Annotated in this window: 20 protein-coding genes; 13 read left to right on the forward strand and 7 right to left on the reverse strand. The window is 55.6% G+C overall.

Annotated elements, in window-relative coordinates:
* Positions 1–140: 140 nt before the first annotated feature.
* Genes EDF73_RS00010 through EDF73_RS00020 form a run of 3 tightly spaced genes read left to right on the forward strand, consistent with a single transcriptional unit; the run spans position 141 to position 4100 of the window.
* On the forward strand, positions 141–1025 hold the full coding sequence (locus tag EDF73_RS00010; RefSeq protein ID WP_132724490.1) for a tail fiber assembly protein: 885 nt from the start codon (positions 141–143) through the stop codon (positions 1023–1025).
* A 9-nt stretch (positions 1026–1034) separates the two neighbouring features.
* Positions 1035–3368 (forward strand): sialate O-acetylesterase, encoded by a 2334-nt coding sequence (locus EDF73_RS00015; RefSeq protein WP_132724492.1) that lies wholly within the window; start codon positions 1035–1037, stop codon positions 3366–3368.
* Between the two features lie 3 nt (positions 3369–3371).
* Positions 3372–4100: a hypothetical protein gene (locus tag EDF73_RS00020; protein WP_132724494.1), complete on the forward strand. Its 729-nt coding sequence runs from the start codon at positions 3372–3374 to the stop codon at positions 4098–4100.
* A 186-nt stretch (positions 4101–4286) separates the two neighbouring features.
* On the opposite strand, the gene metK is transcribed toward EDF73_RS00020, so the two are convergent.
* From metK to EDF73_RS00055, 7 genes are all read right to left on the reverse strand, one after another.
* A complete protein-coding gene (gene metK, locus EDF73_RS00025; RefSeq protein WP_132724496.1) occupies positions 4287–5459 on the reverse strand; it encodes a methionine adenosyltransferase in 1173 nt (390 codons plus the stop codon).
* 134 nt (positions 5460–5593) lie between these two features.
* Complete coding sequence (locus tag EDF73_RS00030; protein ID WP_132724498.1) at positions 5594–6646, reverse strand: AraC family transcriptional regulator; 1053 nt, start codon at positions 6644–6646, stop codon at positions 5594–5596.
* A gap of 17 nt (positions 6647–6663) precedes the next feature.
* Positions 6664–7893, reverse strand: coding sequence for a PocR ligand-binding domain-containing protein (locus EDF73_RS00035; protein ID WP_207896570.1), 1230 nt, complete (start codon positions 7891–7893; stop codon positions 6664–6666).
* 362 nt (positions 7894–8255) lie between these two features.
* Entirely contained in the window at positions 8256–9245 is a 990-nt protein-coding gene (locus EDF73_RS00040) for a 2OG-Fe(II) oxygenase family protein (protein WP_132724502.1), read from the reverse strand.
* A gap of 21 nt (positions 9246–9266) precedes the next feature.
* Positions 9267–10685 (reverse strand): amidohydrolase family protein, encoded by a 1419-nt coding sequence (locus tag EDF73_RS00045; protein ID WP_132724504.1) that lies wholly within the window; start codon positions 10683–10685, stop codon positions 9267–9269.
* Positions 10686–10696: 11 nt separating this feature from the next.
* On the reverse strand, positions 10697–11686 hold the full coding sequence (locus EDF73_RS00050; protein WP_132724506.1) for an ABC transporter substrate-binding protein: 990 nt from the start codon (positions 11684–11686) through the stop codon (positions 10697–10699).
* A gap of 302 nt (positions 11687–11988) precedes the next feature.
* A complete protein-coding gene (locus tag EDF73_RS00055) occupies positions 11989–12888 on the reverse strand; it encodes a LysR family transcriptional regulator (protein WP_132724508.1) in 900 nt (299 codons plus the stop codon).
* A gap of 208 nt (positions 12889–13096) precedes the next feature.
* Between EDF73_RS00055 and EDF73_RS00065 the strand changes: the two genes are divergently transcribed.
* The 10 genes from EDF73_RS00065 (at position 13097) to EDF73_RS00110 (ending at position 23348) form a co-directional block, all read left to right on the forward strand.
* Positions 13097–14065, forward strand: a complete 969-nt coding sequence (locus tag EDF73_RS00065) for a PDR/VanB family oxidoreductase (protein WP_132724510.1) — start codon at positions 13097–13099, stop codon at positions 14063–14065.
* Positions 14066–14076: 11 nt separating this feature from the next.
* Complete coding sequence (locus EDF73_RS00070; protein WP_132724512.1) at positions 14077–15360, forward strand: amidohydrolase family protein; 1284 nt, start codon at positions 14077–14079, stop codon at positions 15358–15360.
* On the forward strand, positions 15350–15805 hold the full coding sequence (locus tag EDF73_RS00075; RefSeq protein ID WP_132724514.1) for a RidA family protein: 456 nt from the start codon (positions 15350–15352) through the stop codon (positions 15803–15805). The genes EDF73_RS00070 and EDF73_RS00075 overlap by 11 nt, the downstream gene beginning before the upstream one ends.
* 22 nt (positions 15806–15827) lie before the next feature.
* Positions 15828–16697, forward strand: coding sequence for a creatininase family protein (locus tag EDF73_RS00080; protein ID WP_132724516.1), 870 nt, complete (start codon positions 15828–15830; stop codon positions 16695–16697).
* Positions 16698–16708: 11 nt separating this feature from the next.
* Positions 16709–17698 (forward strand): ABC transporter substrate-binding protein, encoded by a 990-nt coding sequence (locus tag EDF73_RS00085; protein ID WP_132724518.1) that lies wholly within the window; start codon positions 16709–16711, stop codon positions 17696–17698.
* Entirely contained in the window at positions 17695–18525 is an 831-nt protein-coding gene (locus EDF73_RS00090) for an ABC transporter ATP-binding protein (protein WP_132724520.1), read from the forward strand. The genes EDF73_RS00085 and EDF73_RS00090 overlap by 4 nt, the downstream gene beginning before the upstream one ends.
* Position 18526: 1 nt before the next feature.
* Entirely contained in the window at positions 18527–19342 is an 816-nt protein-coding gene (locus tag EDF73_RS00095) for an ABC transporter permease (protein WP_132724522.1), read from the forward strand.
* A 26-nt stretch (positions 19343–19368) separates the two neighbouring features.
* On the forward strand, positions 19369–20775 hold the full coding sequence (locus EDF73_RS00100) for an FAD-binding oxidoreductase (protein ID WP_165905608.1): 1407 nt from the start codon (positions 19369–19371) through the stop codon (positions 20773–20775).
* 116 nt (positions 20776–20891) lie between these two features.
* Positions 20892–22169, forward strand: coding sequence for a TonB-dependent receptor (locus EDF73_RS00105; RefSeq protein ID WP_132724524.1), 1278 nt, complete (start codon positions 20892–20894; stop codon positions 22167–22169).
* 198 nt (positions 22170–22367) lie between these two features.
* Complete coding sequence (locus EDF73_RS00110; protein ID WP_132724526.1) at positions 22368–23348, forward strand: helix-turn-helix domain-containing protein; 981 nt, start codon at positions 22368–22370, stop codon at positions 23346–23348.
* Positions 23349–23382 lie beyond the last annotated feature (34 nt).

Consider the following 23382-nt stretch of genomic DNA (forward strand, 5'->3'; position numbering starts at 1 on the left):
GGAAACACCGACCCTGCCGGCATTCATAAGCACCTGATAGAACTGGGGGCGCATCTTCATACCATCATTGTTGATGCTTTTGGTAGCGCAGAGAACACCGTCAAAAACATCGCATTTAACTACATTGTGAGGCTCGCTTAATGAGTAATTTCTCATTCTCAGATACTGACCAGGCGTTATGGTTATACCACTTCGATAGCGCCGGTGTTTATATTGGTAGCGGGTTGGCGGTTATTCCTGCCGGGACAGGTTTACCAGCTAAAACAACGCTCCAGCCATGCCAACCATCGAACGGGTTTACTGGTGTATGGAATGGCGAAAAATGGAATTATGTTGAGGATAAGCGCGGGATGCGTTACTGGAATAAATATGGTGTAGGTTCAGTTGTACTTTCCGTCGATGAAACTATTCCCGAGGATGCAATTTTTATTGAACCGCCGAAAAAGGATTCAGGTCAGGTCGTTATTTTTCAGAATGGAGAATGGCAAATTCTGACCAACAATACCGGAAAAGTGTATTACGACCAGTACGGCATTGCTTATGCAGTACCTGATGCTTATTTCACCCTGCCTGAAGGTTACACGATGGTTACTCCTCCGGAGAATAAGCCAGGTTATACCGTTTCATGGAATGGCATTGAATGGGGATATCTGGAAGATTATCGGGGAAAAACGGCGTACCTGAAAAATAATGGTTCAGCTATCACAGTTACTAATCCTGGTCCTCTGCCCAATGAGTACACATTTACCGCCCCCACAACGCAATACGATGAATGGGAAGATGGAGAATGGCATACCAACGCAGACGCACTGAAGGCAGCACAGGTAGCCAGTGCGAAAGAAAGAAAAAATCTCCTATGGGTTGAGGCCAGCGACGAAATTGCCGTTCTGTCTGATGCGATCAAGTTCAACATGGCTACTGAGCAAGAAAAAGTGAGATTCGATTCCCTCTCTGAATATCGAGTCTTGATCATGCGCGTCAATCCTGACGATGCACCGAATATTTCATGGCCGGTGAAACCGTAAGGATAGATTATGTTTCATATTGATAATAAAAGCGGCGCAACAACTATGCCTACCGTAGGGGACGTGCTCAGCGAGCAACCCCGCTTCTTTACCGAAGAAAAGGACAAGGCGACATGGCCGGGCGCTGACTGGTTTAATATTGTTCAGTCTGAATTGCTGAATATATTGCAGATGGCAAATATTTCGCCAGAAAAAGGAAAGTTTAATCAACTCGCAACCGCCATTATAAGAATGCGTGAAACAGGGAAAATCTATGATACCCCTGAGGCCGGAGTGGACCCCATTGATGGGGTAGCGGACGGATATTTTTATAATGTTATTTCGCAAAATGGTGATTACGTTTATGAGGTATGGAAAAACGTCAAAGGTGTTCCCACATTTGTCGGAAAAACTACACCCAGCGGTGACGTTGTTCAGTCGTTAACCGAGATGATTAACCTGAAGGACCTTTTTCCTGAGGTTACTCATGATTTGACTGATAGTGAGGGTTTTTCGCTCTGGCGGTTATATACGAACGGGGTATTCGGCACTATAAAATCTATCGTATCACCAGAAGGCGTTTTTCTTTCTGACCTCACATTCACTCATGCTGATAGTTCCAGTCAGGGATTGATATATCAGGATCCTGACGGTTTTACTGTCACACTTATTGGCCCGGAAGGTATTGGCCAACGCCCCGGAACGCTGAATGGGGGAGGAAAATTCCATACCGAAACCACCGATGGTGCGTGGTTGCGTCTGGAGGATATCGACGGTTTTTATTCTAACGTGGCCGACCAGTCAGGAAAAGCCGCTCCGCAAGCCTTAAGCGGTGATGGTCAATTCACCACGAAAGCGGGTGGTATGGGCTGGCTAAACCTTGAGGATGAAGAGGGGTTTTTCAAAGCGCTGACTGATGCTGATGGCGAACTCATCGGAGGTAAAGAAATCCCGTATGAAACTTTTGATCTCACAGCCGCAGATGCGCAAAACAAAGCGTTTTCGCAGAATGTTCGCAGCCGCTATAACGCCGCAGTGCAACGCCTTGTTACCGGGCTGATTCATCTCCTGATTTACAGTCAGAGCCTAGGTACGCAGCAGGAAGGGTATCCCGCGCTTAGTCAAACCCCTGTTGAGGGTTTCGATAATCTGATGCTGGGTGATTCAATCCGTCCCTCACACCGCTCTAACCCGGAATTTGTACCGGTGGGTGATGCCGTATTAAAACCGCTGCACGCAGTGGTTCAGAACAGCACAGGGAGCGCCGTAATTAACAATGAGCAGGTTGCAGCCCTGCCAGCCGGTTCACCCAATGAGGGCGAAGGTGGTGTTGCTATTGCAAACGGCCTTCGCCGCCTTTGGTTGCAGCGCAATTGCCTGGAGCGTGACCCATCCCGTCGATTTGTCTTATCCAGTACCGGCGTTAATGGCCGTAGTATCGAGCAGCTTTCAAAAGGGGCTACACCTGAACTATACCAGCGTCCGCTTCAGGCTGTTCAGCAGGTGAAAGCATTGGCAGATATAGAGGATGTATCTTATTCCATCGGTGCAATTATCTGGATTCAGGGCGAGTGGAATTACAGTAAGACCAACGGCTCTAACGACAAGGCGACCTATAAAGCCAGTCTCGAAAAGCTGTATACCGACATGGTGTCCGATATGGCCATCGGCATCGCCGGGCAGAAAGCACCACCCGCTATTTTTATGTACCAGACAGGTGCTGGCTTTACACGTGATGACGCTGATTTATCCATCGGGATGGCACAGTGGGAATTCTGCCGTGAGCATGAGAATGCGTATCTCGTCACGCCTGCCTACCCCTTCCCGGATAAAGGGGGGCACCTGGGACCAAACGGCTATCGCTGGATGGATATGCAATTCGCCAAAGTGATGCACCAGGTACTAAACGAAGGGCAAGGCTGGGAGCCACTGGGGCCGATTAAAATTATCATTATCGGGCGTGAGATTTATGTGTTTTATCACGTACCGTCCCCGCCGCTAACATTCAGACCGTCATACGTGAAAAACGTTGCAACGCTGTATGCCGATAAAGGTTTTCGGGTGACTGACAGCGTGGGAACCGTTGCTATCAGCAATGTTGAGATTGTGGCTGATACGATTATCAAAATAACGACAGGTCGGGATATTTCCGCCAGCGCAAAACTATGGTACGGCGATAAAACTACTCATGAAGGTAACGGTAACGTTTTTGACAGCGACAATTTTAACTCGCTGGATAGTTTCATTTTTCAAGAAGGTACTGGCCAGTACGAGACGGAAAACATCCCGGAACTGGTTGGTAAGCCGTACCCGTTAAACAATGCATCGGTCCAATTCTGTCTTTCTATCCCTTACGGAGAATAAACAATGGTCATGGTTATTAAATCAAATGTACCGTCTAACATTATCGCAAACCCGGATGGATGGAATCCGCCGTTTACGACTGATGGTCTTCTTTATGCTGGAATTTACGGACGCGGAAATCTGTCAAAGAACTATGCGCCTGGCGGTGTCGATGCCGTAGTGACAGGCTCACCGGTAGTAAGTAATCATTTTGCCACCTTCGATTTAAATAACTTCATTGAAACTGGAGTGCCGACAACGAAGGAAACAACACTGATCACGATTTCGAAGCGTATTAATCCAGCGAAACGCCAGTATTTTATTGCTTCATATAGAGGTACTAATGATGCAGGGCGTAGTCTGGTCACGGATACGGGTAATCCTAACCTGGCGATGTATTCGCATTATAAAGACCCGACCACTGATGTTTCATCAGTGCAGTTTGCAGCAACAAAACAGGACATCACTGACGGAACTCCGGCGTTTATGTACGGACGAGATACAGGTAAAAAATTGACGATCAAGAATATGACCAGCCAAACAGGAGCGAATGTTATAGTACCCGGAAGTGCTGAATCTTTCACCAACCCCGCTTTGACGTACCGGATTGGGCGAAGTAACAGCGGCGAAGTCCCGGAAGCGTCGGCAATTGCTGTCGCCATGATTTTTGGCCGTGCATTGTCTGATGCTGAGATTCAAGCAGCTTATGACTATTTTCAGGCGTATTTCGCACGGCGGTCAATCGTACTCTAACCACACGTTCAAACCTAAACGGGCGTCTTCAGACACCCGTTTAGTATCAAATATTTTTATTGTTGCTTAATTTATTGGTATCGATTGATTTTCAAATCAGTATCAAATTTTTTCGCGCGCTATAGTTAAGCCGACGGTTTCAATTAAGCCTAAACTCTGCCCGGACATAACTTTCTCCTGTTATTTTCAATGCAATGGGGGACACAGCGGCGCGGCGACATCGTCACGCAGCTGCTCAGCCTTATCCGTGCGTTCCCATGGAAATGTTTCCCGGCCGAAGTGGCCGTAGCACGCCGTCTGGCGGTAACGTGGCGCCAGCAAATCGAGCTGACGGATAATGCCGTAAACGCTGAGGTCGAAATGATGCGCAACCAGCTGCTGCAGACGTTGCGCCGCCACTTTGCCTGTGCCAAAGGTGTTAATGCGCACCGCGACCGGGCGGGAAAGGCCAATGGCCCAGGCCAGCTGAACTTCACAGCGCGTAGCTAACCCGGCGGCGACGATATTTTTCGCCACATAGCGCGCGGCGTAGGCCGCTGAACGATCGACCTTAGACGGATCTTTACCCGAAAACGCCCCGCCGCCATGACACGCCGCGCCGCCGTAGGTATCGACGATGATCTTACGCCCGGTCAAACCGCAGTCCGCTGCTGGCCCGCCGTGGATGAAGGAGCCCGCGGGATTAATCAATAGCCGGGTGGCTGATGTCAGCCAGCGCGCCGGAATAACCGGTTTAATGATCTCTTCAACCACGGCTTCACGCAGCGTGGCGAGCGGGATATCGGCGCGGTGCTGTGTTGAGATAACGATGGTATCGGCATGGCCTATTTGCCCGTTGCCGTAATACAGCGTGACCTGGCTTTTGGCATCCGGCAATAATCCATCCAGCTGGCGCGTTTTACGTAACATCGCCTGCCGTTCCATCAGCCGGTGGGCGTACAGAATGGGCGCGGGCATCAGCTGCGGCGTTTCATCGCAGGCATAGCCGAACGTCATCCCCTGGTCGCCGGCGCCGAGTGAGAGCGGATCGCTGGCACGAATCCCTGCGGCAATATCCGCGGATTGCCTGCCCAGCATGCTGATGACCGCACAGGTCGCGGCATCAAAGCCTTTCGAGGAGTGGTCGTAGCCGATAGATTTAACGGTCGCGCGGACAATCTGTTCGATATCGATAGTCGCGGCGGAAGAGATTTCCCCGGCCAGAATAACCGCGCCGGTTTTTACCAGACATTCACAGGCAACTTTGGACCAGGGATCGTTGAGCAAACAGGCGTCAAGAATGGCGTCGGAAATCTGGTCCGCGATCTTATCCGGATGCCCTTCGGAAACGGATTCCGAAGTAAAAAGATATTCATCCACGGCAGGGCCACTTTATGAAGAAGAGAGTCTCATCTTAGCGGCCCGCGGCGCCGCGGCGAATAAACTATCTTGCCGCCATAGCGGACTTTTTTGCGCTCCCCTGTTGCGCAAGCGCAAAAAATGGCAGGGCAATATCAGCACGCCTGCGACGAGGTGAGACGGCGATAATCTGACGGCGCAATCCCCGTTTCTTTTTTAAAGATCCGGCAGAAGTAATTGGCATCCTGCCAGGAAAGCTCCAGTGCAATAGTATTGACTTTCAAATCACTGAATTGCAGGAGCGATTTTGCCATGGCGATTTTACGGTTGGTAATATAGCTTGAGAACCCGGTCCCCATGCTCTTTTTAAACGCCCGGCTCAAATAGCATGGGCTGACAAAGGACTCTGCCGCAATATCATCGAGAGTCATGTTTTGCAGGATATTCTTTTCAATATGAAAACATGCTCTGGTAACAAAATCCATGCTGCTACAGGTACTTTTAAACAGCTGTTCAAAAATGTCGCCACTGATATTTAACAATCCGCTCATCACCCGCCAGTAATGGCTGGCGGGCAAACCCTGCTGGTGAATGCTGTGAATCATTGCGCCTATTTTGTTACGGCCAGGGGCATATTTATCCCCCAGACCGGCAAGATGCTGCTGGAGCAGTTCCAGAACGTCGGTCAGCGTTTTCGGCCGATCGCTAGCGGGGGTTTGCTCCGCGTACGCCGTATTAAGCAAATTAAGTAAAAATTCGTGCCAGCCAGGATAATCACAGCGGCTAATCAGATCGTGGATCCTCTGCCGCAGCTCACGCGTGGCGACGGCCCCCTCTTCATCTACCCGCAACGTTTTGCGGATAGTATCGTGCAGAATGCTTTGCTTCACGGGTTTCAACAGGTAATCATCTACTTTCAGGCTTAGCATCTGGCGAACAATTTCAAAGTCATCGTTTGCCGTTGTGACAATCACTTTGGTCGCGGTATTCTTCTGCTTGAGATACTCAATAACCTGATTACCATTAGGCAGCGGGATGTTGATATCCACAAACATCATATCTATTTGACTAAGCCGATCGATGAGTTGAATTGCTTTCTTTCCCGTCGCCGCTTCATGAATAACGGAGTTCTCTACGCAGCGGGAAATGATGCGTTTTAACGATTCGGATTCAATATATTCATCTTCGACAATCACAATATTGTACATACTCACACACTCCAGGCTCAGGCCGGGGCCATCGGGAACCGTAGTTTTATGGTGGTACCAAGCATCGGCTTATGGGGACTGGTAATTTGCAAAGCATAACTTTCACCAAATAACAGCTGGAGACGGTTTTTAATATTATTAATACCAATGCCCCCTTTCTGCCGATTCTGCTTGCCAGAGAGAATATGCTCAATATCCTCTGGTGAAATGCCGTCGCCATTGTCGGTGATTTCGATAATCACATCCTTGCCATCGTCACTAGCCCGCAGAACGATATGACTTTTGGTTTCACGTGGTTCCACCACATAATTAAAGAAATTCTCCACCAGCGGCTGGAGAATTAAGAACGGGCAAACTGTTTCGTTGTATTTTTCGGGGATATCGCAAACATAGTCAAACCGCTCATTCATTCTGACCTTCTGAATTGACATGTAGCAATTCACATAATTCATCTCCCGCCCAAGAGTAATCAGGCCATTGTTATTCTTGCGCAGTAAATAGCGCATCATATCGGAAAAATCATGCACCATCGTTTCCGTACGGCTGGCATCCTCGAGAAACGCCAGACGACCGATGGTGTTCAGCACATTAAACAGAAAATGAGGGTTAATCTGGTATGAAAGCGCTTTAAACTCGGCTTCATGTAATGAGCGTTCAATTTCAACCCGTTTACGCAACTCGTTGGTTAACTCCTGATCCTTTTGCCGCAGTTCACGCTGAATATTGTTGGCATGAGCCTGCTCAACCAGATATGACGCGACGTGGAGTAACGTGTAGGCGGTGGATTCGAACCGTTCATAAGGCATGCGCTGCGTATTTTCATGCAGATTAATCAGCCAGGGATTTTCTTGCCACAGATGATTATTATTCAGGATGTAGGGGATGGTTTGCTCTTTCTCAGCTTCGACCTTCACCTGGCCAGAAATAAACGCGCCAAGATAGTGATCGTTAATCATGATGGGGACGGCAAACTCGACAAAACCACAGTAACAGCGATACACCACCGGCTCTCCGGCGAGCATGGCCGCCTGCCCACCGGCGCTGTCGCTGTCATAGCAATGGCGGGCCAGCGTGGCATTCATCCTTGAGCGCGCACAAAAATCTGAAAACCCGCTGGGGCGCGTCACCGGAATACCTTCCTGATCCACCACCACCAGGGCAATCATCATGGATTTACTAAAATTGTCCTGCAGCGTTTGCAGGCGGTCAACATCAAGAAATTCGTGTAATTTGTAGTTATTTTTCATGATATCCACCAGGTCAGGTCAAATGCAGCTAAACCATACCCTATTTACCGCTTAAAAATGATGAAATCGCTCACAAACAAAAAATGAATTGTATGAGTAATGTTAATATAGTGACTATGTTGTTTCTGTTTTTATTATATTAATTAACATCCTTTAACGGGAAATAATATAAAGTCGCGCACCTCGATTTATCAATAAAATAAAAAAGAGACGCTCGCTAACCGGCTGCCGTTCAGGCGATTAAAATGAAATCCCTGTTTCGCGAATAGCCGCTCCCGATGAACAACAAACCACGCCATGGCGTGGTTTGTTGTTTTATGACCGCTTCATGAAGCGGCGCGTAACGACCGCCGTCAGGACACCTATCCTTTGGCAAAATTGGCCTGAATACGCTGCTGCAGATAGGCCTCCGCGGTAATCGGCGGATATTTCGCCTGCGGTCCCAGGATCTCGACATCTTTATTGGCCTGACAGAAAAACGCCAGGCTATAGCGCGGTCCCTGATACTCATGCGCAAGCGGGCTTCTCACCCGGTGGAAGTTAGAGGGGAGCTGGTCGTCGCTCCAGCGCATCAGCATATCACCGATATTACAGGTGATCACCTCCTCGCGAGGCTCAATGCTGGTCCACTGCTGGCTCTCGCGGTCCTTACCCGGACACACCTGCAGCCCGCCCTGCCCCAGGCGCTGGAATAACAGCGTCAGGCAGTCAAAATCCGTATGGGCGCCGGCGCGCCACATCCCCTGCTGCGCCTGGTCGCTGGCGTAGTAGTGCAGCATGCGCAATGTGCTCTGGTAGGTTTCACGATTCGGATCGTGAGCGGTGGTAAAAAACGACTCCGGAAACCCCAGCTTTAAAGCAAAGCAAGACAGCAGCTTCATCCCCAGCTGCCAGCACCGGGATTCAAACTCCAGCATCGTCTTTCTGAACGCCGGCAGCTCCTGGTCGCTGGGCCACAGCCCCGCCATCAGCGGACGGGTAATCTGGTATGACTCTTTTTGATCCGGCGTCTTCGTCGACGGTCGGACCTGCGCCTTGCTTTCCCAACCGGCATTGCGGGCCAACGGATACTGCCCCTTCACCTCATCGGGCAGGGCGAAAAACGCCTCGGTCATGCTGAACGCCTGGCGGATATCCGCCAGCGGAATACCGTGATGGCTAACCTGGAAGAAGCCAATCTCCACTGCCGCCTCCCACAGGCGATCGGCGATCTCACTTTTCCTTTCCTCAAAATTTGAGAGATCGATGCAGCGGACTTCGCGGGTAAACGTCTCTTCCCCCGGCGCGCCCATCAGCGCTTCGTTCTCCAGTTCCTGTAATGCATAGCCCTGATTCTGAATGGATTGCGTCATTATGATTGTCCTGTATTGGGTTTAAACAGCCGCACGCTGTTGTAGGGTTCGTACCGCCGCCAGCGCTTCGCGACGCATGGCTTCAAGGTCCAGACCGGGAATCACATCTTCCTCAACGATCGGCCGCCCATTGAGCAGCAACGCTTTCAGCGAGGCCCGACCGCCGCAGGCTACCGGGCCAATCGCGATATCGTGCAGTCCGAAGTAGCGCGGATCGTCGAGGCGATAAATCGCTAAATCCGCCTGCATCCCGACGCTGATGGCGCCGCACTGCGGCAGGCCGAGGATGCGCGCGCCGCCCGCGCTTCCCCAGCGCACCACATCCTCCACCGTGGCGGCGTCGGCGCCGCCCTCAAAGGTGCCGCCGGCGTAGCGTGGCTGCGCCTGCATGCCTTTACGCGCCCGCTGCAGCAACCACGCGGCGTGGGCTTCGCTTTGCATATCCGCCGCTTCATTGGACGCGGCGCCGTCCACCCCCAGCGATACCGGCACCCCCGCCTTTTCCAGCGCCAGCAGATCGGCAATCCCGCTTCCCAGCCGCCCGTTGCTTTGCGGACAATGGGCGATACCGGTGCCGGTTTGCCCGAGCAGCGCGATCTCTTCCGGCAGTAGCTTCACCAGATGCGCAAACCACACGTCATTCCCCAGCCAGTCATGTTCGGCGCAGAACTGGACCGGCGTCATCGCGAACTTCTCCCGCGCGGCATCCAGATAATCCACGGTTTCCGACAAATGGCTGTGCAGCCGAATTCCCAGGCGACGAGCCAGTTTGGCCATCTCCCGCAGCTGGGCGCCCGGCGCGGAATGCAGCACGGTGGTGGGAGCCATCACCACCCGCCGCAGGGAGCCGGCTCCAGGGTGGTGATAGCGTTTAACCAACCGTTCAATATCCGCCATATAACCATCGAAGGTTTCAGGACGCAGCGCGACCGGCAGATCCTGCTCAACGGCTCGCCCCTGGGTAGCGCCTCCGCGGCACAGAACAATCCGCATGCCCAGCGCCTCGCCTTCGCTGAACACAATCTCCGAGGTGTCGAAAGGCATATCGGGCCAGTATAAATAGTTGTGATCCGCGACGGTGGCGCAGCCCGAACGCAGCAGCTCCACCAGCCCGATACGCACCGCCAGACGAAAAGTGTGCTCATCGAACGCGGCGCGAAAACGGTATGGCGTGGCGCTCAGCCATGCCGTCAGGCTTTGATTCAGCCCCTGGGGTTCCCCCTTTAACAGCGACTGAAAAAGATGGTGATGCGTATTCACCCAAGCCGGATAGACCACGCAGTCCCGGGCATCGATCTGCCGCTCCTCCGGCAGCGCCGCCAGCGAACCGATGGCGGCGATAACGCCATCGCGGATACGGATATCCGGCCCGGCCAGCCGCGCAGCATCCCCCGGGAGACCGCTGAGGATGGCATGCGCGTTTTTAATCAATAATGACATGGCGTCGCTCCTCAGGGTTTAACCTGCATATCCTGCACAAATTCGGTGGTGTAGGCCTGCTTCCAGTCGGTCGCGGCATCCAGCAGGTTGGCTCTGACCATAAAATCACGGGTCTTCTGCCAGCGCGTTTCCGTCATCGTTCCCCAGCCCTCGGTAGCGGCGTCGCCGCCATCAATCAGGTGATGCTGGCGGATTTGCGTGACGGCCCAGGCCAGCAGATCGTCGGTCATTTTGGGGTTATCTTTTTTAATCAACGTATTTCCCGGGGCCGGATTATTCAGGTAGCTCACCCATCCCTCCATCGACGCGCGCACAAACTTCGCCATCGCCGCTTTGCGATCGGCGATGGTTTCCGGGCGGGCAATCAGAATGCCGCCATAGGGGGGATAGCCGTGTTCAGAAAACAGGAAGAAGTTCGATTTCACCCCCGCCTTTTGCACCTGGAAAACCTCGGAGCTGACGTAGGCCTGCTGGGCGACGTTGTCATCCGCGACAAAGGGTTGAATATTGAAGGTATAGGGTCGGGCCTGGGCATCATTCAGTTGATACTGCCCCTTCAGCCACGGCCACCACGTCGCCTGGCCGGAGCTGGACACCAGAATGGTTCTCCCTTTCAGCCCCTCCAGCGAGGTAACATTGGCGTGGGTCAGCAGTCCCTGGGGATCATACTGAAAGGGGGCGGCGATGGCTTTGGCCTGGAATCCCCGCTGAATGCCTTCCAGCAGTTGCAGATCGTAGCCGATAATGACGTCAGCTCGTTTTGATAACAGCAGCTGCATGCCGTTAACCTGGGGGCCGCCGGAGTGAATTTCGACGTCCAGACCGTATTTTTTGTAGATCCCCGTTGCCTGAGCCTGATAATAGCCGCCCTGCTCCGCCTGGGCGTACCAGGAGGTCAGCAGCACAATTTTATCCTCGGCCTGAACGGCCAGAGACATACCGCTCAGGGCAACCAGGCCCAGCATACGGTAGCCCCAGGGAATGCATGAACGTATTTTCATTGCCCCTCTCCTCATAACGCCGGGAAAGAGGACGAGCGGACAACGGCTCAGCCTCCCACCCCGGTCGACATTGAACCGCGAAATGGTTACTGAGCAATGTCCCGTACGGATAAACCGGACTGACCGCTTATACTCATGTTCAGTTATACAAAAACTATGCCAGGGACGATCGGCATATCTCATCCCCGGCGTCTCCGCCAGAATAGCGCTTTGTCAGCGACTACCTTCATGCAACCTTTGATTCATCAATACATAAAACGCACCATAATAGTGCACCCGTGGAATGTTTTAGTGCCTGCGAGTCAAATCTGACTGAAGAGGATTTCCAGCTGCTTGAGCATCATAGAGGCGGCAAGCGACAGCTGTCGGGCGGGGGATACACATAGCGCCAGGGTGAAAGGTTTAAGCTGTGGATCGGTCATCGGAATAAACGCCAGCTGGCCCGCCTGTATCTCATCCAGAATATCCAGACGACACAAAATACCGATGCCCATCTGCTCTTTAATCAAGGTTCTTATCATGTGAATGTTATTAGAAACAGCCACTTCCCTGACCTCATTGCCGCTGATATTCACCAGCGCCTCCACCGGTTCGCTGATCATCAGCGGCGCGGAAGGAATGATAAACGGGTATTCGATGCACTGATTAAACCGCACGGCGCTGCGGCTTTCCAGCGGGTGGCCTTTGGGCACCACGATCCCGATATTCATTTCGGCAAAGGCCCGGACCTGCAGTTCACGGGAACTTTGGGGGTTGAGCATGATACCAAAATCCGCCTCGCCCGAGATCAGCGCCTGCTGGATGTTGATATTGTTCATGGTGGTTAATGTAAAAGAAATGTTGGGATAATGGTTATGCACCTCCTTCAGCATCGCCGAAAAGAAATGCCGGTTAATGGCATCGATAGTGGCGATGCGTACATGCCCGCGCCGCAGCCCGCGCAGGTCATCCAGCTGCTCACACACCCGGGTAAAGTCCTTTTTCCAGTTATTTGCCGCATGCAGCAGCAGTTCCCCGGCGGCCGTCAGGCGCAGCCCCGTCGGATGGCGTTCGAACAGCGGCATCGCCAGCTCATTCTCGACGCGCAAAATCTGACGATCGATGGAAGACGCCGAGACATGCAGCGCCTCTGACGCTTTACGAAACGACCCCTGGCGGGCCACTTCGGTGAAATACAGCAGAAAACGGGAGAATGCAAACATGGTCTGGGTGCTCTCTTTTTTGCAACGGGTTGTGCGAATCAAAGCTCTGGACGCAACAGTTTTATCACAATACCGTAGCATTCATAGCGGAGAAACAATCGTTTCACCGATTAACTCACACACCGGGCAGCCAACGGCGGAGGGCGTTTTCTCCCTTCGCTGACCCTCGCTGCCCTGCAGACGGCCTAATGTGGGATGGTAAACGTTAATGAAAGACGGCGATCTGATTCCTGTATCAGTCAAGGAAATAAGCCCAAATGGGCTGGGTAATCTGTCATTAAAATTCATTCCCGCAGCCGGGAAAATACTCCCTGGCTATTCTGCGGGCGCCCATATCGATATTATGATTCCCGGCATCGGCCCGCGGCAGTATTCCCTCTGCGGGATACCTGACCACCGCCAGAGTTATGAAGTTTGCGTCAAGCTGGATGATATTTCCTCCGGTGGCTCCCGCTATCTGCACCATGAGCTTCAACCCGGCGACCGACTCTCCATCTCCCGCCCGCGCAACCATTTCCCGCTGCCGGCGGCCGGGCGTTACCTGCTGCTGGCCGGCGGTATCGGCATTACCCCACTGCTGGCGATGGCTGAAGAGATAGCACGGCAACAGATTGATTTTGAAATTCATTATTATGTCGCCACCGCCCTGCACGCGGCCTTTACCGCACGGCTGGAGCAGCTCTCTGCGGCGGGAAATGTCGTTATCCATTGCAGCGACGAGGGCGACTCTTTGCGCCGACGGATCCCCGCCTGTTTAACCGTGTCTGAAGCCGATACCGCCGTGATTGCCTGCGGCCCGGATGGCTTTATTCAGCGGCTACAGGATCTGATGCCAATATATAACTGGCAGGCCACGCAATTCTTTTTTGAGCGCTTTACTCCCGTCGGGCTGAATAATGAAGCAGAAAATAAAAGTTTTTATATTGAGCTGGCGTCAACCGGCCAGCGCCTGCCGGTTGCGCCGGAACAAACCATCGCCCAGGTATTATTGCACGCCAGAGTCGAGGTCATGCTCTCCTGCGAGCAGGGAATATGCGGCTCCTGCATTACCGACGTTATCGACGGCATTCCTGAACACCGGGATTGCGTCCTGACGGCGGAAGAAAAAGCCAGCAACAGTCAGATTACCCTGTGCTGTTCGCGTTCGAAAACGCCGGTTCTGGTCCTCGACCTGTGAGGAGATTGACGATGCGCATCCCCTCACGCCACGCGCCGCTTGCCGGCGTCAGCAACGCCCGCCTTCCGGCATGGGCGCTGCCTGCGGGTTGGCCGACGCGGCACAACGGCGCGCCGCTGACGGCGGACCTGACCTTTGCCGACGGGCGGATCGCGGCGATAGCGCCAACCGGCCAACCGAATCTCAGCTTATGGGATCTCGGCGGCGCGCTGGCGCTGCCCGGCCTTGTCGAACCCCACGCCCATCTGGATAAGACCTATACCATTGAACGCTGCCGTCCGTCGGAACCCGGTCTGCTGGCCGCCATCCGCGCCATGCACGAGGATCGCCGGTACTGGACCGCACAGGATCTCCAGCGCCGCGCGTCCGCCGCGCTGGCCCGGGCGGCGGCCAATGGCGTCACACATTTGCGCACCCATATCGACTGGTTTACCGCCGCCGCGCCTGATGCCTGGCGCGAAATCGCCCGTCTGGACCATCCCGGCGTCACCCTGGAGCGGGTGGCGCTGGCGCCGCTGGGACTGTTTGCCGACCCGGCCGCCGCGGAGGCCATTGCGCAGGCGGTGGCCAACAGCGGCGAAGGCTGCTTACTCGGCGGTTTTGTCCACTCCTCCAACTGGGAGCCCGCGGCCATGGAAAACCTGCTACGCAGCGCGGCCCGCTGGCGGCTGGATCTTGATCTGCATATCGATGAGGAGCTCAACGACAATCCCCGGGGGCTGGCCTGGCTGGCGGAGTACCTCTCCCGCCACGCTTTTCCGCGACACATCTGCTGCAGTCACGGCTGCGCCCTGGCCTGCGGCAGCGAAGAGCAGGCGGAGAAGATCCTGCGTCAGCTGGCAGCGCACTCCGTCACCCTTATCGCCCTGCCGATGACCAACCTGCTGCTACAGGATGCGGTTACTGGCCGCACGCCGCGCCAGCGGGGGATCACGCTACTCCAGGAGGCCCGCGCCACCGGCGTTGCCACCCTGCTCGGCTGCGACAATGTGCAGGACGCTTTCTGCCCGGCGGGAAGCTATGACCCGCTGGATACCCTGGCCTGCGGCCTGTTCAGCGCCCAGCTCAGCGATGTTTTCGACCGGCAGTCGCGGCTGATTTGCGACCGGGCGGCGTTAACCGGTGCGCCGGAGGACGCAGCGCCTTTCGCCGTCGGCAACGCGGCCACGCTGGTGATTTTCCCGGGTAGCGACATGTTTACCTGGCCTTTAAACAGCGCAGCTCGTCTGGTGGTTAACCGCGGCAGGTTAACCCACCAGCGGGTGTGGCGACAGGAGATGACGTATGAGTCTTGAAGCAGGCGCGGGCGCTCCGCTGGCGCGGTATGCCGCCTGGCGCAGAGCCGGCGATTTTATTTTTCTCTCCGGCATTATCCCGGTCAACCCGCTGAGCGGCACCATCGTCAACGGCTTTCAGGATGTGCCGGAGGAGGTGCGGGAACTACTGGGAGAAACGGGCGAGTTTTCGACGGATGCGAAACAGGGACCGATCCTGGCCCAGAGCTGGTACGTCCTGGAAAGCATCCGCCGGACCGTGGAATCCGCGGGAGGGCAGATGAGCGACGTCATCAAACTGGTGCAGTACTTTCGCAATCTTGACCATTTTCCCTATTACAGCCGGGTAAGAAAGCTGTTTTACCCCCAACAGCCGCCGGTTTCTACCGTGGTGCAGGTCAGCGAAATGCTGCCCGACGCCACGGTGCTTATTGAAGTTGAAGCAACGGTCTGGTTACCCCAATAATTCTTGACCCAGAGGCACAGCGATGATCAACGGTTATATTCCTGCAGAGCGCTTTCTCCCTTTTCTGAGCTGGACGGCGATTGCCGACCTGCCAGACAAAAGCAATACGGTTATCGTGCTCCCCACCGGTGCGATTGAACAACACGGTCCGCATCTGCCCTGTTCCGTGGACAGCGTCATCTCTTCCGGCGTCGCGGGCCATGCTCTCGCCCGGCTGCCGGCGGATATCCCGGCCTACGCCATCCCACCAATTACCTACGGTAAGTCCGACGAGCATCTGCATTTTCCCGGCACCCTGACCCTGAGCGGCGACACGCTGCTGCACACTCTCCTTGAGATAGCCGAATCCCTGTATCGGGCCGGCTTTCGCAAGCTGCTGATGATCAACGGTCACGGCGGCCAGCCGCAGGTCCTGCAGATGGCCTCCCGGGAAATGCGCCTGCGCCACGGCGATATGATCATCATCCCGCACGATGTGTTCAACGTCCCCAATAGCGAAAAGCAGTTTCTTAGCCCTCAGGAACAGACAATGGCGATGCACGCGGGCCATAGCGAAACGGCGCTGATGCTGGCCCTCGCGCCGGAGTGCGTCCATATGGAGCGCGCCGTCGCTAACTTTCCGCCGCCGTTCCCCTGTCCGACCCTGTCGAAAGGCCGCCCTGCGGCGGCCTGGGCCTCCTACGACTTTGGCCCCAGCGGCGTCATCGGCGATCCGACCCCGGCGACTCTGGAACAGGGCCAGGGGCTGCTTGAATCCCTGGCCGTCAGCTGGGCACAGGCGATTAGCGAAATCCACCGCATGGAGTGGGTCGTACGTCCTGAACCAAGCTGGGGAAAACACCACTGGAACGGCTTTGTACAGTCCACGCCTTCCCCTTCCGTTGCTGAGTAAAAGGAACTCTGATGAAAAATATGCGTACTCCGGCTTCTACAATGCTGACCCTTGCGGCCATCGCCACCTCCGCATCCTGCCTCGCCGCGGAAAAGTTTACCTTCCTGACCAACTGGTATGCCCAGGCGGAACACGGCGGCTTCTATCAGGCTCAGGCCAAAGGGCTGTATAAAAACGCCGGCCTCGATGTCGACATTAAAATGGGCGGCCCGCAGATCAACGTGATGCAGCTGATGGCGGCGGGTCAGGCCGATTGTACCCTCGGCGACAACGGCCAGGCGCTGGAAACCTGGCAGGCCGGCGTGCACGCCGTCACCGTCGCCACCGTTTTTCAGCACTCGCCAACGGTATTTATCACCCATGATAAGGTGGGTAACCCCGCAGAATTAAAAGATAAAACCTTCCTGCTCGCCACCGAAGCCTATACCTCTTTCTGGCCGTGGGCGAAGAGCGAGCTGGGGCTGGGGCTGGGCAGCGCCAAAGTGCGCCCCTATACCTTCAACGTCCAGCCGTTCCTGGCGGACAAAAATCTGGTGCAGCAGGGCTACGTGACCTCCGAGCCGTTCTCCGTCGCCAAAGGGGGGCAGCCGTTCTACGTCTATCCGCTCAGCGACTGGGGCTACCCTCCCTACGGCAACTCGATTATCTGTATGACCGACACCATCAAGAAACGTCCGGCGGCCGTGGCGGCGTTCGTTAAAGCCTCGATGGAGGGCTGGAAAAGCTATCTTCAGGATCCCGGCGCCGGAAATGAGCTAATTAGCAAAGCGAATCCGCAAATGGGGGCCGAGCAGATCGCCTTCGGTATTGCCCAGATGAAGAAATATCAGCTGGTCACCGGCGGCGACGCCATGACCGACGGCATCGGTATCATCACCCGACCGCGGCTGAAAAAAACCTGGGATATGCTGGTGAAAAACAAGCTTATCGACGCCAGCAAAGTGCCTTTTGAGCAGACCTATACCCTGGATATGGTCAAAGATGCCGGAGTCATGCCATGAATACCGCCCCTAAACTCACCGTCATGAGCGACAGCCGCTTCGCTCAGCCGTCCGCGGCCCCCGCCATCGAAGTGCTGTCGGCGGAGAAGATTTACAGCAACGGCACCCGGGCGCTGCTGCCCGTCAATCTGACCATCAATCAGGGGGAGTTTGTTACCCTGCTCGGCCCCTCCGGCTGCGGTAAGAGCACCCTGTTGAAAATGGTCGCCGGTCTGGTGGAGCCCAGCGACGGCAAGCTGATGCTGTGGCGTCGCGATAGCCGGGAAAAAGCCCAGGTCCCCCTCTCTTTCGTTTTCCAGGAGGCCACGTTGATGCCCTGGAGCAGCGTCCACAGCAACGTCCGGCTGCCTCTGGATCTTGCCGGCGTCCCGCGGGCGGAAGCCAACACCCGGGTGAGCGAAGCTCTGGAACTGGTGGGGCTGGGCAAGTTCGCCAACGTCCTGCCGCGTGAGCTTTCCGGCGGCATGCAGATGCGCGTCTCCATCGCCCGTGGCCTGGTGACGCGACCAAAACTGCTGCTGATGGATGAGCCCTTCGGCGCGTTGGATGAAATTACGCGTAACAAGCTCGATAGCGATCTCCTGCGTCTCTGGCAGGAGCAGAACCTGACGGTGGTATTCGTCACCCATTCGATCCATGAAGCGGTGTTCCTCTCTCAGCGGGTGATTATGATGGCGGCCCGCCCGGGCCGGGTCGTCGAAGATATCGCCATCAGAGAGCCGTTCCCGCGCAGTGAGGATTTCCGCGTCAGCCCGTCATTCTCCCACTATGCCCGGCAGCTGCAGGACAGTCTCTTACAGGCAAGCCAATCCGGTATGGAGCCATAATATGAAACCCGCTAAATCGACACCGTGGATTAATCATCCCCGTTTTCTCAAAATTCTCTATCCAACCCTCGTCGCGGTACTGGTGATTTTGCTGTGGCAGGGGGCGGTCAGCTATTTCCGCATTCCGCAATTTCTGGTGCCTTCCCCCCTGGTGATGGTGGAAAGTCTGTGGACGCATCTGACGCCGCTGCTGCTGTCATTGCTGTTCACGCTGAAGATCACCCTGATCTCGTTTCTCCTGTCGATCGTCATCGGCACCGCCATTGCGTTTATCCTGGTGCAGAACCGTTTTGTGGAAACCGCGCTGTTTCCCTACATCGTCTTCTTGCAGGTGACGCCAATTGTCGCTATCGCGCCGCTGATCATTATCTGGGTAAAAGACGCCACCCTCTCACTGGTGGTGTGCTCAACCCTGATGGCGGTCTTCCCGATTATCGCCAATACCACCCAGGGATTGCGTAGCGTATCGCCCGGCCTGCTGAGCTATTTCAGGTTAAATCACGCCAGCCGTTTGCAAACTCTGGTGCGACTGCGCATTCCCTCCGCGCTGCCCTATTTCTTCGGCGCCCTGCGTATTTCCAGCGGCCTGTCGTTGATCGGCGCCGTGGTGGCGGAGTTTGTCGCCGGCACCGGCGGCACGAATACCGGCCTCGCCTATCAGATTCTGCAGGCGGGTTACCAGCTGGACATCCCGCTGATGTTTGCCGCTCTGCTGTTAATTTCCCTCGCCGGTATCGCGCTGTTTGGAGTGATGTCCTGGGTGTCGCGGCGGGCGCTCAGCGCATGGCATGAAAGCGAAGCGGTGCAATCTCACTAACGTATTGATGATTAACAGGTAGAAAAATGATGACTCGTGAGCAACGTCAACAGGCGGTCGCGCTGATCCAGCAGGCATTGCCGGAGCTGGAGTGGACCTTACAGTCGGCGAAGATCAAACGTCTTTCCCGCGATTTTCACTGGTTCAGCCCGGTGCTCAACCAGCAGCTTGAGGGAAAACAGGCGGATGCGGTGGTCCGTCCGCGGGACGAAGAAGAGCTGCGACAGCTGGTTGCCGCCTGCGTACAGCAGCAGCTGCCGCTGATCCTACGCGGCAGCGCCACCGGTAATTATGGCCAGCTGGTGCCTCTGGAGGGAGGAATCCTGGTGGAGATGACCGCCCTGAACCGGATCTGCGAACTCAAAAACGGCACGGTGCGCGCCCAGGCCGGCATTCGCCTGGCGGAGATTGAAGACGCCACCCGCCCGACGGGATGGGAGCTGCGTTGTATGCCGTCGACCTTTCGTCTGGCCAGCTTAGGCGGCCTCTACTGCGGCGGTTTTGGCGGCATCGGTTCCATTAACTACGGTCCCCTGGCGGCGCCCGGCAATGTGCTCAGCGTCAAAGTGATGACCGTGGAGGCCTCTCCCCGCGTGTTGACCATTCCGGCACCGCAGGCGCTGCTGCTTCATCACGCCTACGGCAGCAACGGCATCATCCTTGAAGTCGAACTGGCGCTGGCTCCCGTGCACCGCTGGATCGAACGCCTGGATGTGTTTGACGACTTCGCCGACGCCCTGAATTATGCCAACGAGTGCCTCCGCTCGCCCGGCTTCGTCAAGCGCCAGCTCGCGCTGCTTGCCGCGCCGATCCCCGCCTATTTTAGCCACCTCAAGGGCCACTATCGGGCCGGGCAGCACGCGGTCATCAGCGTTATCGCCGAGGAGAGTGAAGGGCTCTGCGCCGGTCTGGTGCCGAAGCATCGGGGAGAAAACGCCATCCGCCAGAGCGGCGACGAGGCCCGGGAGAACCATGCCTCATTAATGGAATATTGCTGGAACCACACCACGCTACATGCGCTCAAAATTGACAATACGCTGACCTATTTACAAACGGCGTTTAATTATCAGCATTTCCCGGAGCAAATTTTGCAGATGGAGCAGCGGTTCGCCGGGGAGGTCATCTCGCATATTGAATTCCTGCGCGATAATGATGGCAATATTACCGCCAGCGGCCTGCAGCTGGTGCGCTATTCGACAGAAGAACGGCTTAATGAAATTATGCAGATATTCCGCGATAACGATATCAAGATTAATAACCCGCATGTTTTTCAGGTTGAAGACGGCAAGCAGGGAATTATTCGCCCGGACGTCGTCGCCGTTAAGAAATATATCGACCCAGACGGTTTGCTTAACCCAGGTAAGCTGCGCGGCTGGGCGCTGCGCGACCAGTTAGTCTTAGACAACAACCCGTTGTCCTTAACCGATAAATAAAAGCCCGAGGCTTACCAGCCGCCCTACAAAATAAAAGCACAACGTTATTACCCGCCATCTTAATGGCCGGTATTTTTCTTCCCGAAATTGAAGCGATATTTAACAGGGTGATGTAAATGAAAAGCAAAACCATGAAACGTGGACTGACGCTGGGGGCGTTGCTCATTTCCCAGGGATTATTCATCCCGGCCGGCCAGGCCGCAATTCCCTTAACCTCGGACTGTGAATCCGGCGTCGCCGGTTCGCTAGCGGAATTCTTTACCTGCGGTAGCGTCAGCGGCAGCCTGCGCACACTATATTATTCGACCCATAACGCCTATTTTGTTTCGGGCCTATCGCAGGACACGGTCAGCTACGGCGGCAACGTAAAATACGCCACGGCGGAATATTATGGCGTCAGCCTCGGCGTCAGCGGCATTCTGCAGCGCGGGATTTCCCATAACGATGATCATTTGATCGGCGAGCTGGGGCCCAATGAAACCGGCGTCGGCGAAGCCTGGCTCAGCTGGCATTATGACCAGTTCAGAATCACCGCCGGCGACCAGCGGATTAATATTCCCTTCATCGGCGACTACGACTGGCGCATTACGCCGATACTTTTCCGGGCGGTTGATGCCAGCTATGGCGATAGCGACAATTTCCTGCATGCCACGAAAATCACCCGCTATAAGCCCTGGGGCGACGACCAGTTTCTGGATACCACCGCTTATACCGACGTAGAGCAACGCACCAACGGGATGTGGGGCGTCGGCGGCGGGCGGGCCCTGCAGTTCGGCGAACAAAAAGTTAACGCCCAGATGTGGTACGAAAACTATGACGACTACACGCGGATCGTCTATGCCGACAGCTTCCTCTCGTGGAACGAATATGCCGCTGCGCCCAAAATCGGCCTCCAGTTCATTCGCGGCCTGAGCGAAGGCAAAGCGCTGGCCGGCGAGGTGAACAGCACCAGCTATGGCGCGCAGTTAAGTATGAAGCTGGCCCCGGCTCTGGCATGGACGCTGAATTATAACCACATCGCCGCCAACGGTAACGCTTACGGCAACGGCGCCCTGGTGACGCCGTACGCGCACAATACCTCTTCCGGTCCCTACTTCGCGCAGCCCTTCTTTACCAGTACGCAGGACCTCGGCAGCGGCAACGCCTACTCCACCGATCTGAACTGGGCCGCCACGGAGCAGGTTTCCCTCGGCAGCCGCTACTCGTTTATGGATTTAACCCCCGCGGCCGGCGCTTCCAGCAGCCATCAGTCCGAATACCTGATCTACGGCACCTACCGTTTCGGGGGGCCGCTGAACGGACTGAGCCTCACGGACTTTGCTGGCGTACAGACCAACTCCACCTCGGATAAAAATTTCTGGCAAAACCGTCTCGCGTTACAGTATGACTTTTAATCCTCTGGCGGCCGGCGAGCGGCCTGCGCGCCAGCGGAGTTAACCTCCGGGCAGCAATGCGCTATGGCCGCATTGCTGCTTTTTTATCTCCCGGGGCAGCGCCACATCGCGCCGCTAGCCGGCCATCATCCCCCTCTGAACCGTTCATTCCCCCGACTCCCTGTTGACTTATTTTGTCAAAGGTTTACTTTTCAGGACATGAAGAAAATACTGATTATCGTCCCCGACGGCGGGATGCTGTTTGAATCCGCTGGTATTGCCGACATTCTGATGCAGGCCAACCGACTGCACGCGGAGGGAGTGGAGCGCCCGCGCTACCGCATCGCCCTCGCCACCACCCAGCCGCATCAGGTGATCCATGGCCAGTCCGGGCTGAACCTGCTTGCCGACCATCGTCTTCACGAGGTCGATCCGCGGGAGCCGCTTGATACCATCATCATCACCGGCAGAGGGCAAAACGAGCAGGAAGGTATCGCCGTGGTCGACTGGCTGCGCCTCGCCGCGCCCCACGCCCGGCGCATCGCCTCCGTCTGCGGCGGCGCGATGCTGCTGGCGCAAAGCGGGCTGCTGAACGGCCGGCGGGCCACCACCCACTGGAAGCTGCTGGACACCATGCAGTCGGCCTTCCCGGAGGTGCGGGTGGAAGGCGGGCCGCTGTATATTCAGGACGGTCCGATCTGGACCTCCGGCGGCGTCAGCTCCGGTTTCGACCTGACGCTGGCGCTGGTGGAAGACGATTACGGCTTCACCCTCGCCCGCGATATCGCCCAGGATATGGTGATGTATCTCCGTCGCCCCGGCGGTCAGCTGCAGTTTAGCCGCTACAACCTCGACCAAATCAGCAGCTCAGGTCCGATAAGCGAGCTGCTGAAGTGGATCCTCGCCAATATCACCGCCGATCTCTGCGTGGAAGCGCTGGCGGCAAAAGTCGCGATGAGTCCACGCAATTTTACCCGCGTGTTTACCCGTGAAACCGGGGCGTCTCCGGCGCGCTATGTCGCCGAGGCCCGGCTCGCCGCCGCCAGGCAGCTGCTGGAGCAAACGAGCGACACCCTGGAGAACATCGCCGAACAATCCGGTCTCGGCAGCGCCATTAACCTGCGCCGCATCTTCGAAAAACAGCTTCACCTCACCCCGGGCGAATATCGGCAGCGCTTTCACTGCCGCAAAATGGCGTAAAGTGATCGTTATTTGTCGTTTACGCCAAAATGCC

Origin of the sequence: Klebsiella sp. BIGb0138 (assembly GCF_004342285.1) — a bacterium.
In the GTDB taxonomy this organism is placed as follows: domain Bacteria; phylum Pseudomonadota; class Gammaproteobacteria; order Enterobacterales; family Enterobacteriaceae; genus Klebsiella.

Coding starts and splice junctions, on each gene's coding strand:
- EDF73_RS00010 (WP_132724490.1), top strand. CDS start 141: ATGAGTAATTTCTCATTCTCAGATACTGACCAGGCGTTATGGTTATAC.
- EDF73_RS00015 (WP_132724492.1), top strand. CDS start 1,035: ATGTTTCATATTGATAATAAAAGCGGCGCAACAACTATGCCTACCGTA.
- EDF73_RS00020 (WP_132724494.1), top strand. CDS start 3,372: ATGGTCATGGTTATTAAATCAAATGTACCGTCTAACATTATCGCAAAC.
- EDF73_RS00030 (WP_132724498.1), bottom strand. CDS start 6,646: ATGTACAATATTGTGATTGTCGAAGATGAATATATTGAATCCGAATCG.
- EDF73_RS00035 (WP_207896570.1), bottom strand. CDS start 7,893: ATGAAAAATAACTACAAATTACACGAATTTCTTGATGTTGACCGCCTG.
- EDF73_RS00040 (WP_132724502.1), bottom strand. CDS start 9,245: ATGACGCAATCCATTCAGAATCAGGGCTATGCATTACAGGAACTGGAG.
- EDF73_RS00045 (WP_132724504.1), bottom strand. CDS start 10,685: ATGTCATTATTGATTAAAAACGCGCATGCCATCCTCAGCGGTCTCCCG.
- EDF73_RS00050 (WP_132724506.1), bottom strand. CDS start 11,686: ATGAAAATACGTTCATGCATTCCCTGGGGCTACCGTATGCTGGGCCTG.
- EDF73_RS00055 (WP_132724508.1), bottom strand. CDS start 12,888: ATGTTTGCATTCTCCCGTTTTCTGCTGTATTTCACCGAAGTGGCCCGC.
- EDF73_RS00065 (WP_132724510.1), top strand. CDS start 13,097: ATGAAAGACGGCGATCTGATTCCTGTATCAGTCAAGGAAATAAGCCCA.
- EDF73_RS00070 (WP_132724512.1), top strand. CDS start 14,077: ATGCGCATCCCCTCACGCCACGCGCCGCTTGCCGGCGTCAGCAACGCC.
- EDF73_RS00075 (WP_132724514.1), top strand. CDS start 15,350: ATGAGTCTTGAAGCAGGCGCGGGCGCTCCGCTGGCGCGGTATGCCGCC.
- EDF73_RS00080 (WP_132724516.1), top strand. CDS start 15,828: ATGATCAACGGTTATATTCCTGCAGAGCGCTTTCTCCCTTTTCTGAGC.
- EDF73_RS00085 (WP_132724518.1), top strand. CDS start 16,709: ATGAAAAATATGCGTACTCCGGCTTCTACAATGCTGACCCTTGCGGCC.
- EDF73_RS00090 (WP_132724520.1), top strand. CDS start 17,695: ATGAATACCGCCCCTAAACTCACCGTCATGAGCGACAGCCGCTTCGCT.
- EDF73_RS00095 (WP_132724522.1), top strand. CDS start 18,527: ATGAAACCCGCTAAATCGACACCGTGGATTAATCATCCCCGTTTTCTC.
- EDF73_RS00100 (WP_165905608.1), top strand. CDS start 19,369: ATGATGACTCGTGAGCAACGTCAACAGGCGGTCGCGCTGATCCAGCAG.
- EDF73_RS00105 (WP_132724524.1), top strand. CDS start 20,892: ATGAAAAGCAAAACCATGAAACGTGGACTGACGCTGGGGGCGTTGCTC.
- EDF73_RS00110 (WP_132724526.1), top strand. CDS start 22,368: ATGAAGAAAATACTGATTATCGTCCCCGACGGCGGGATGCTGTTTGAA.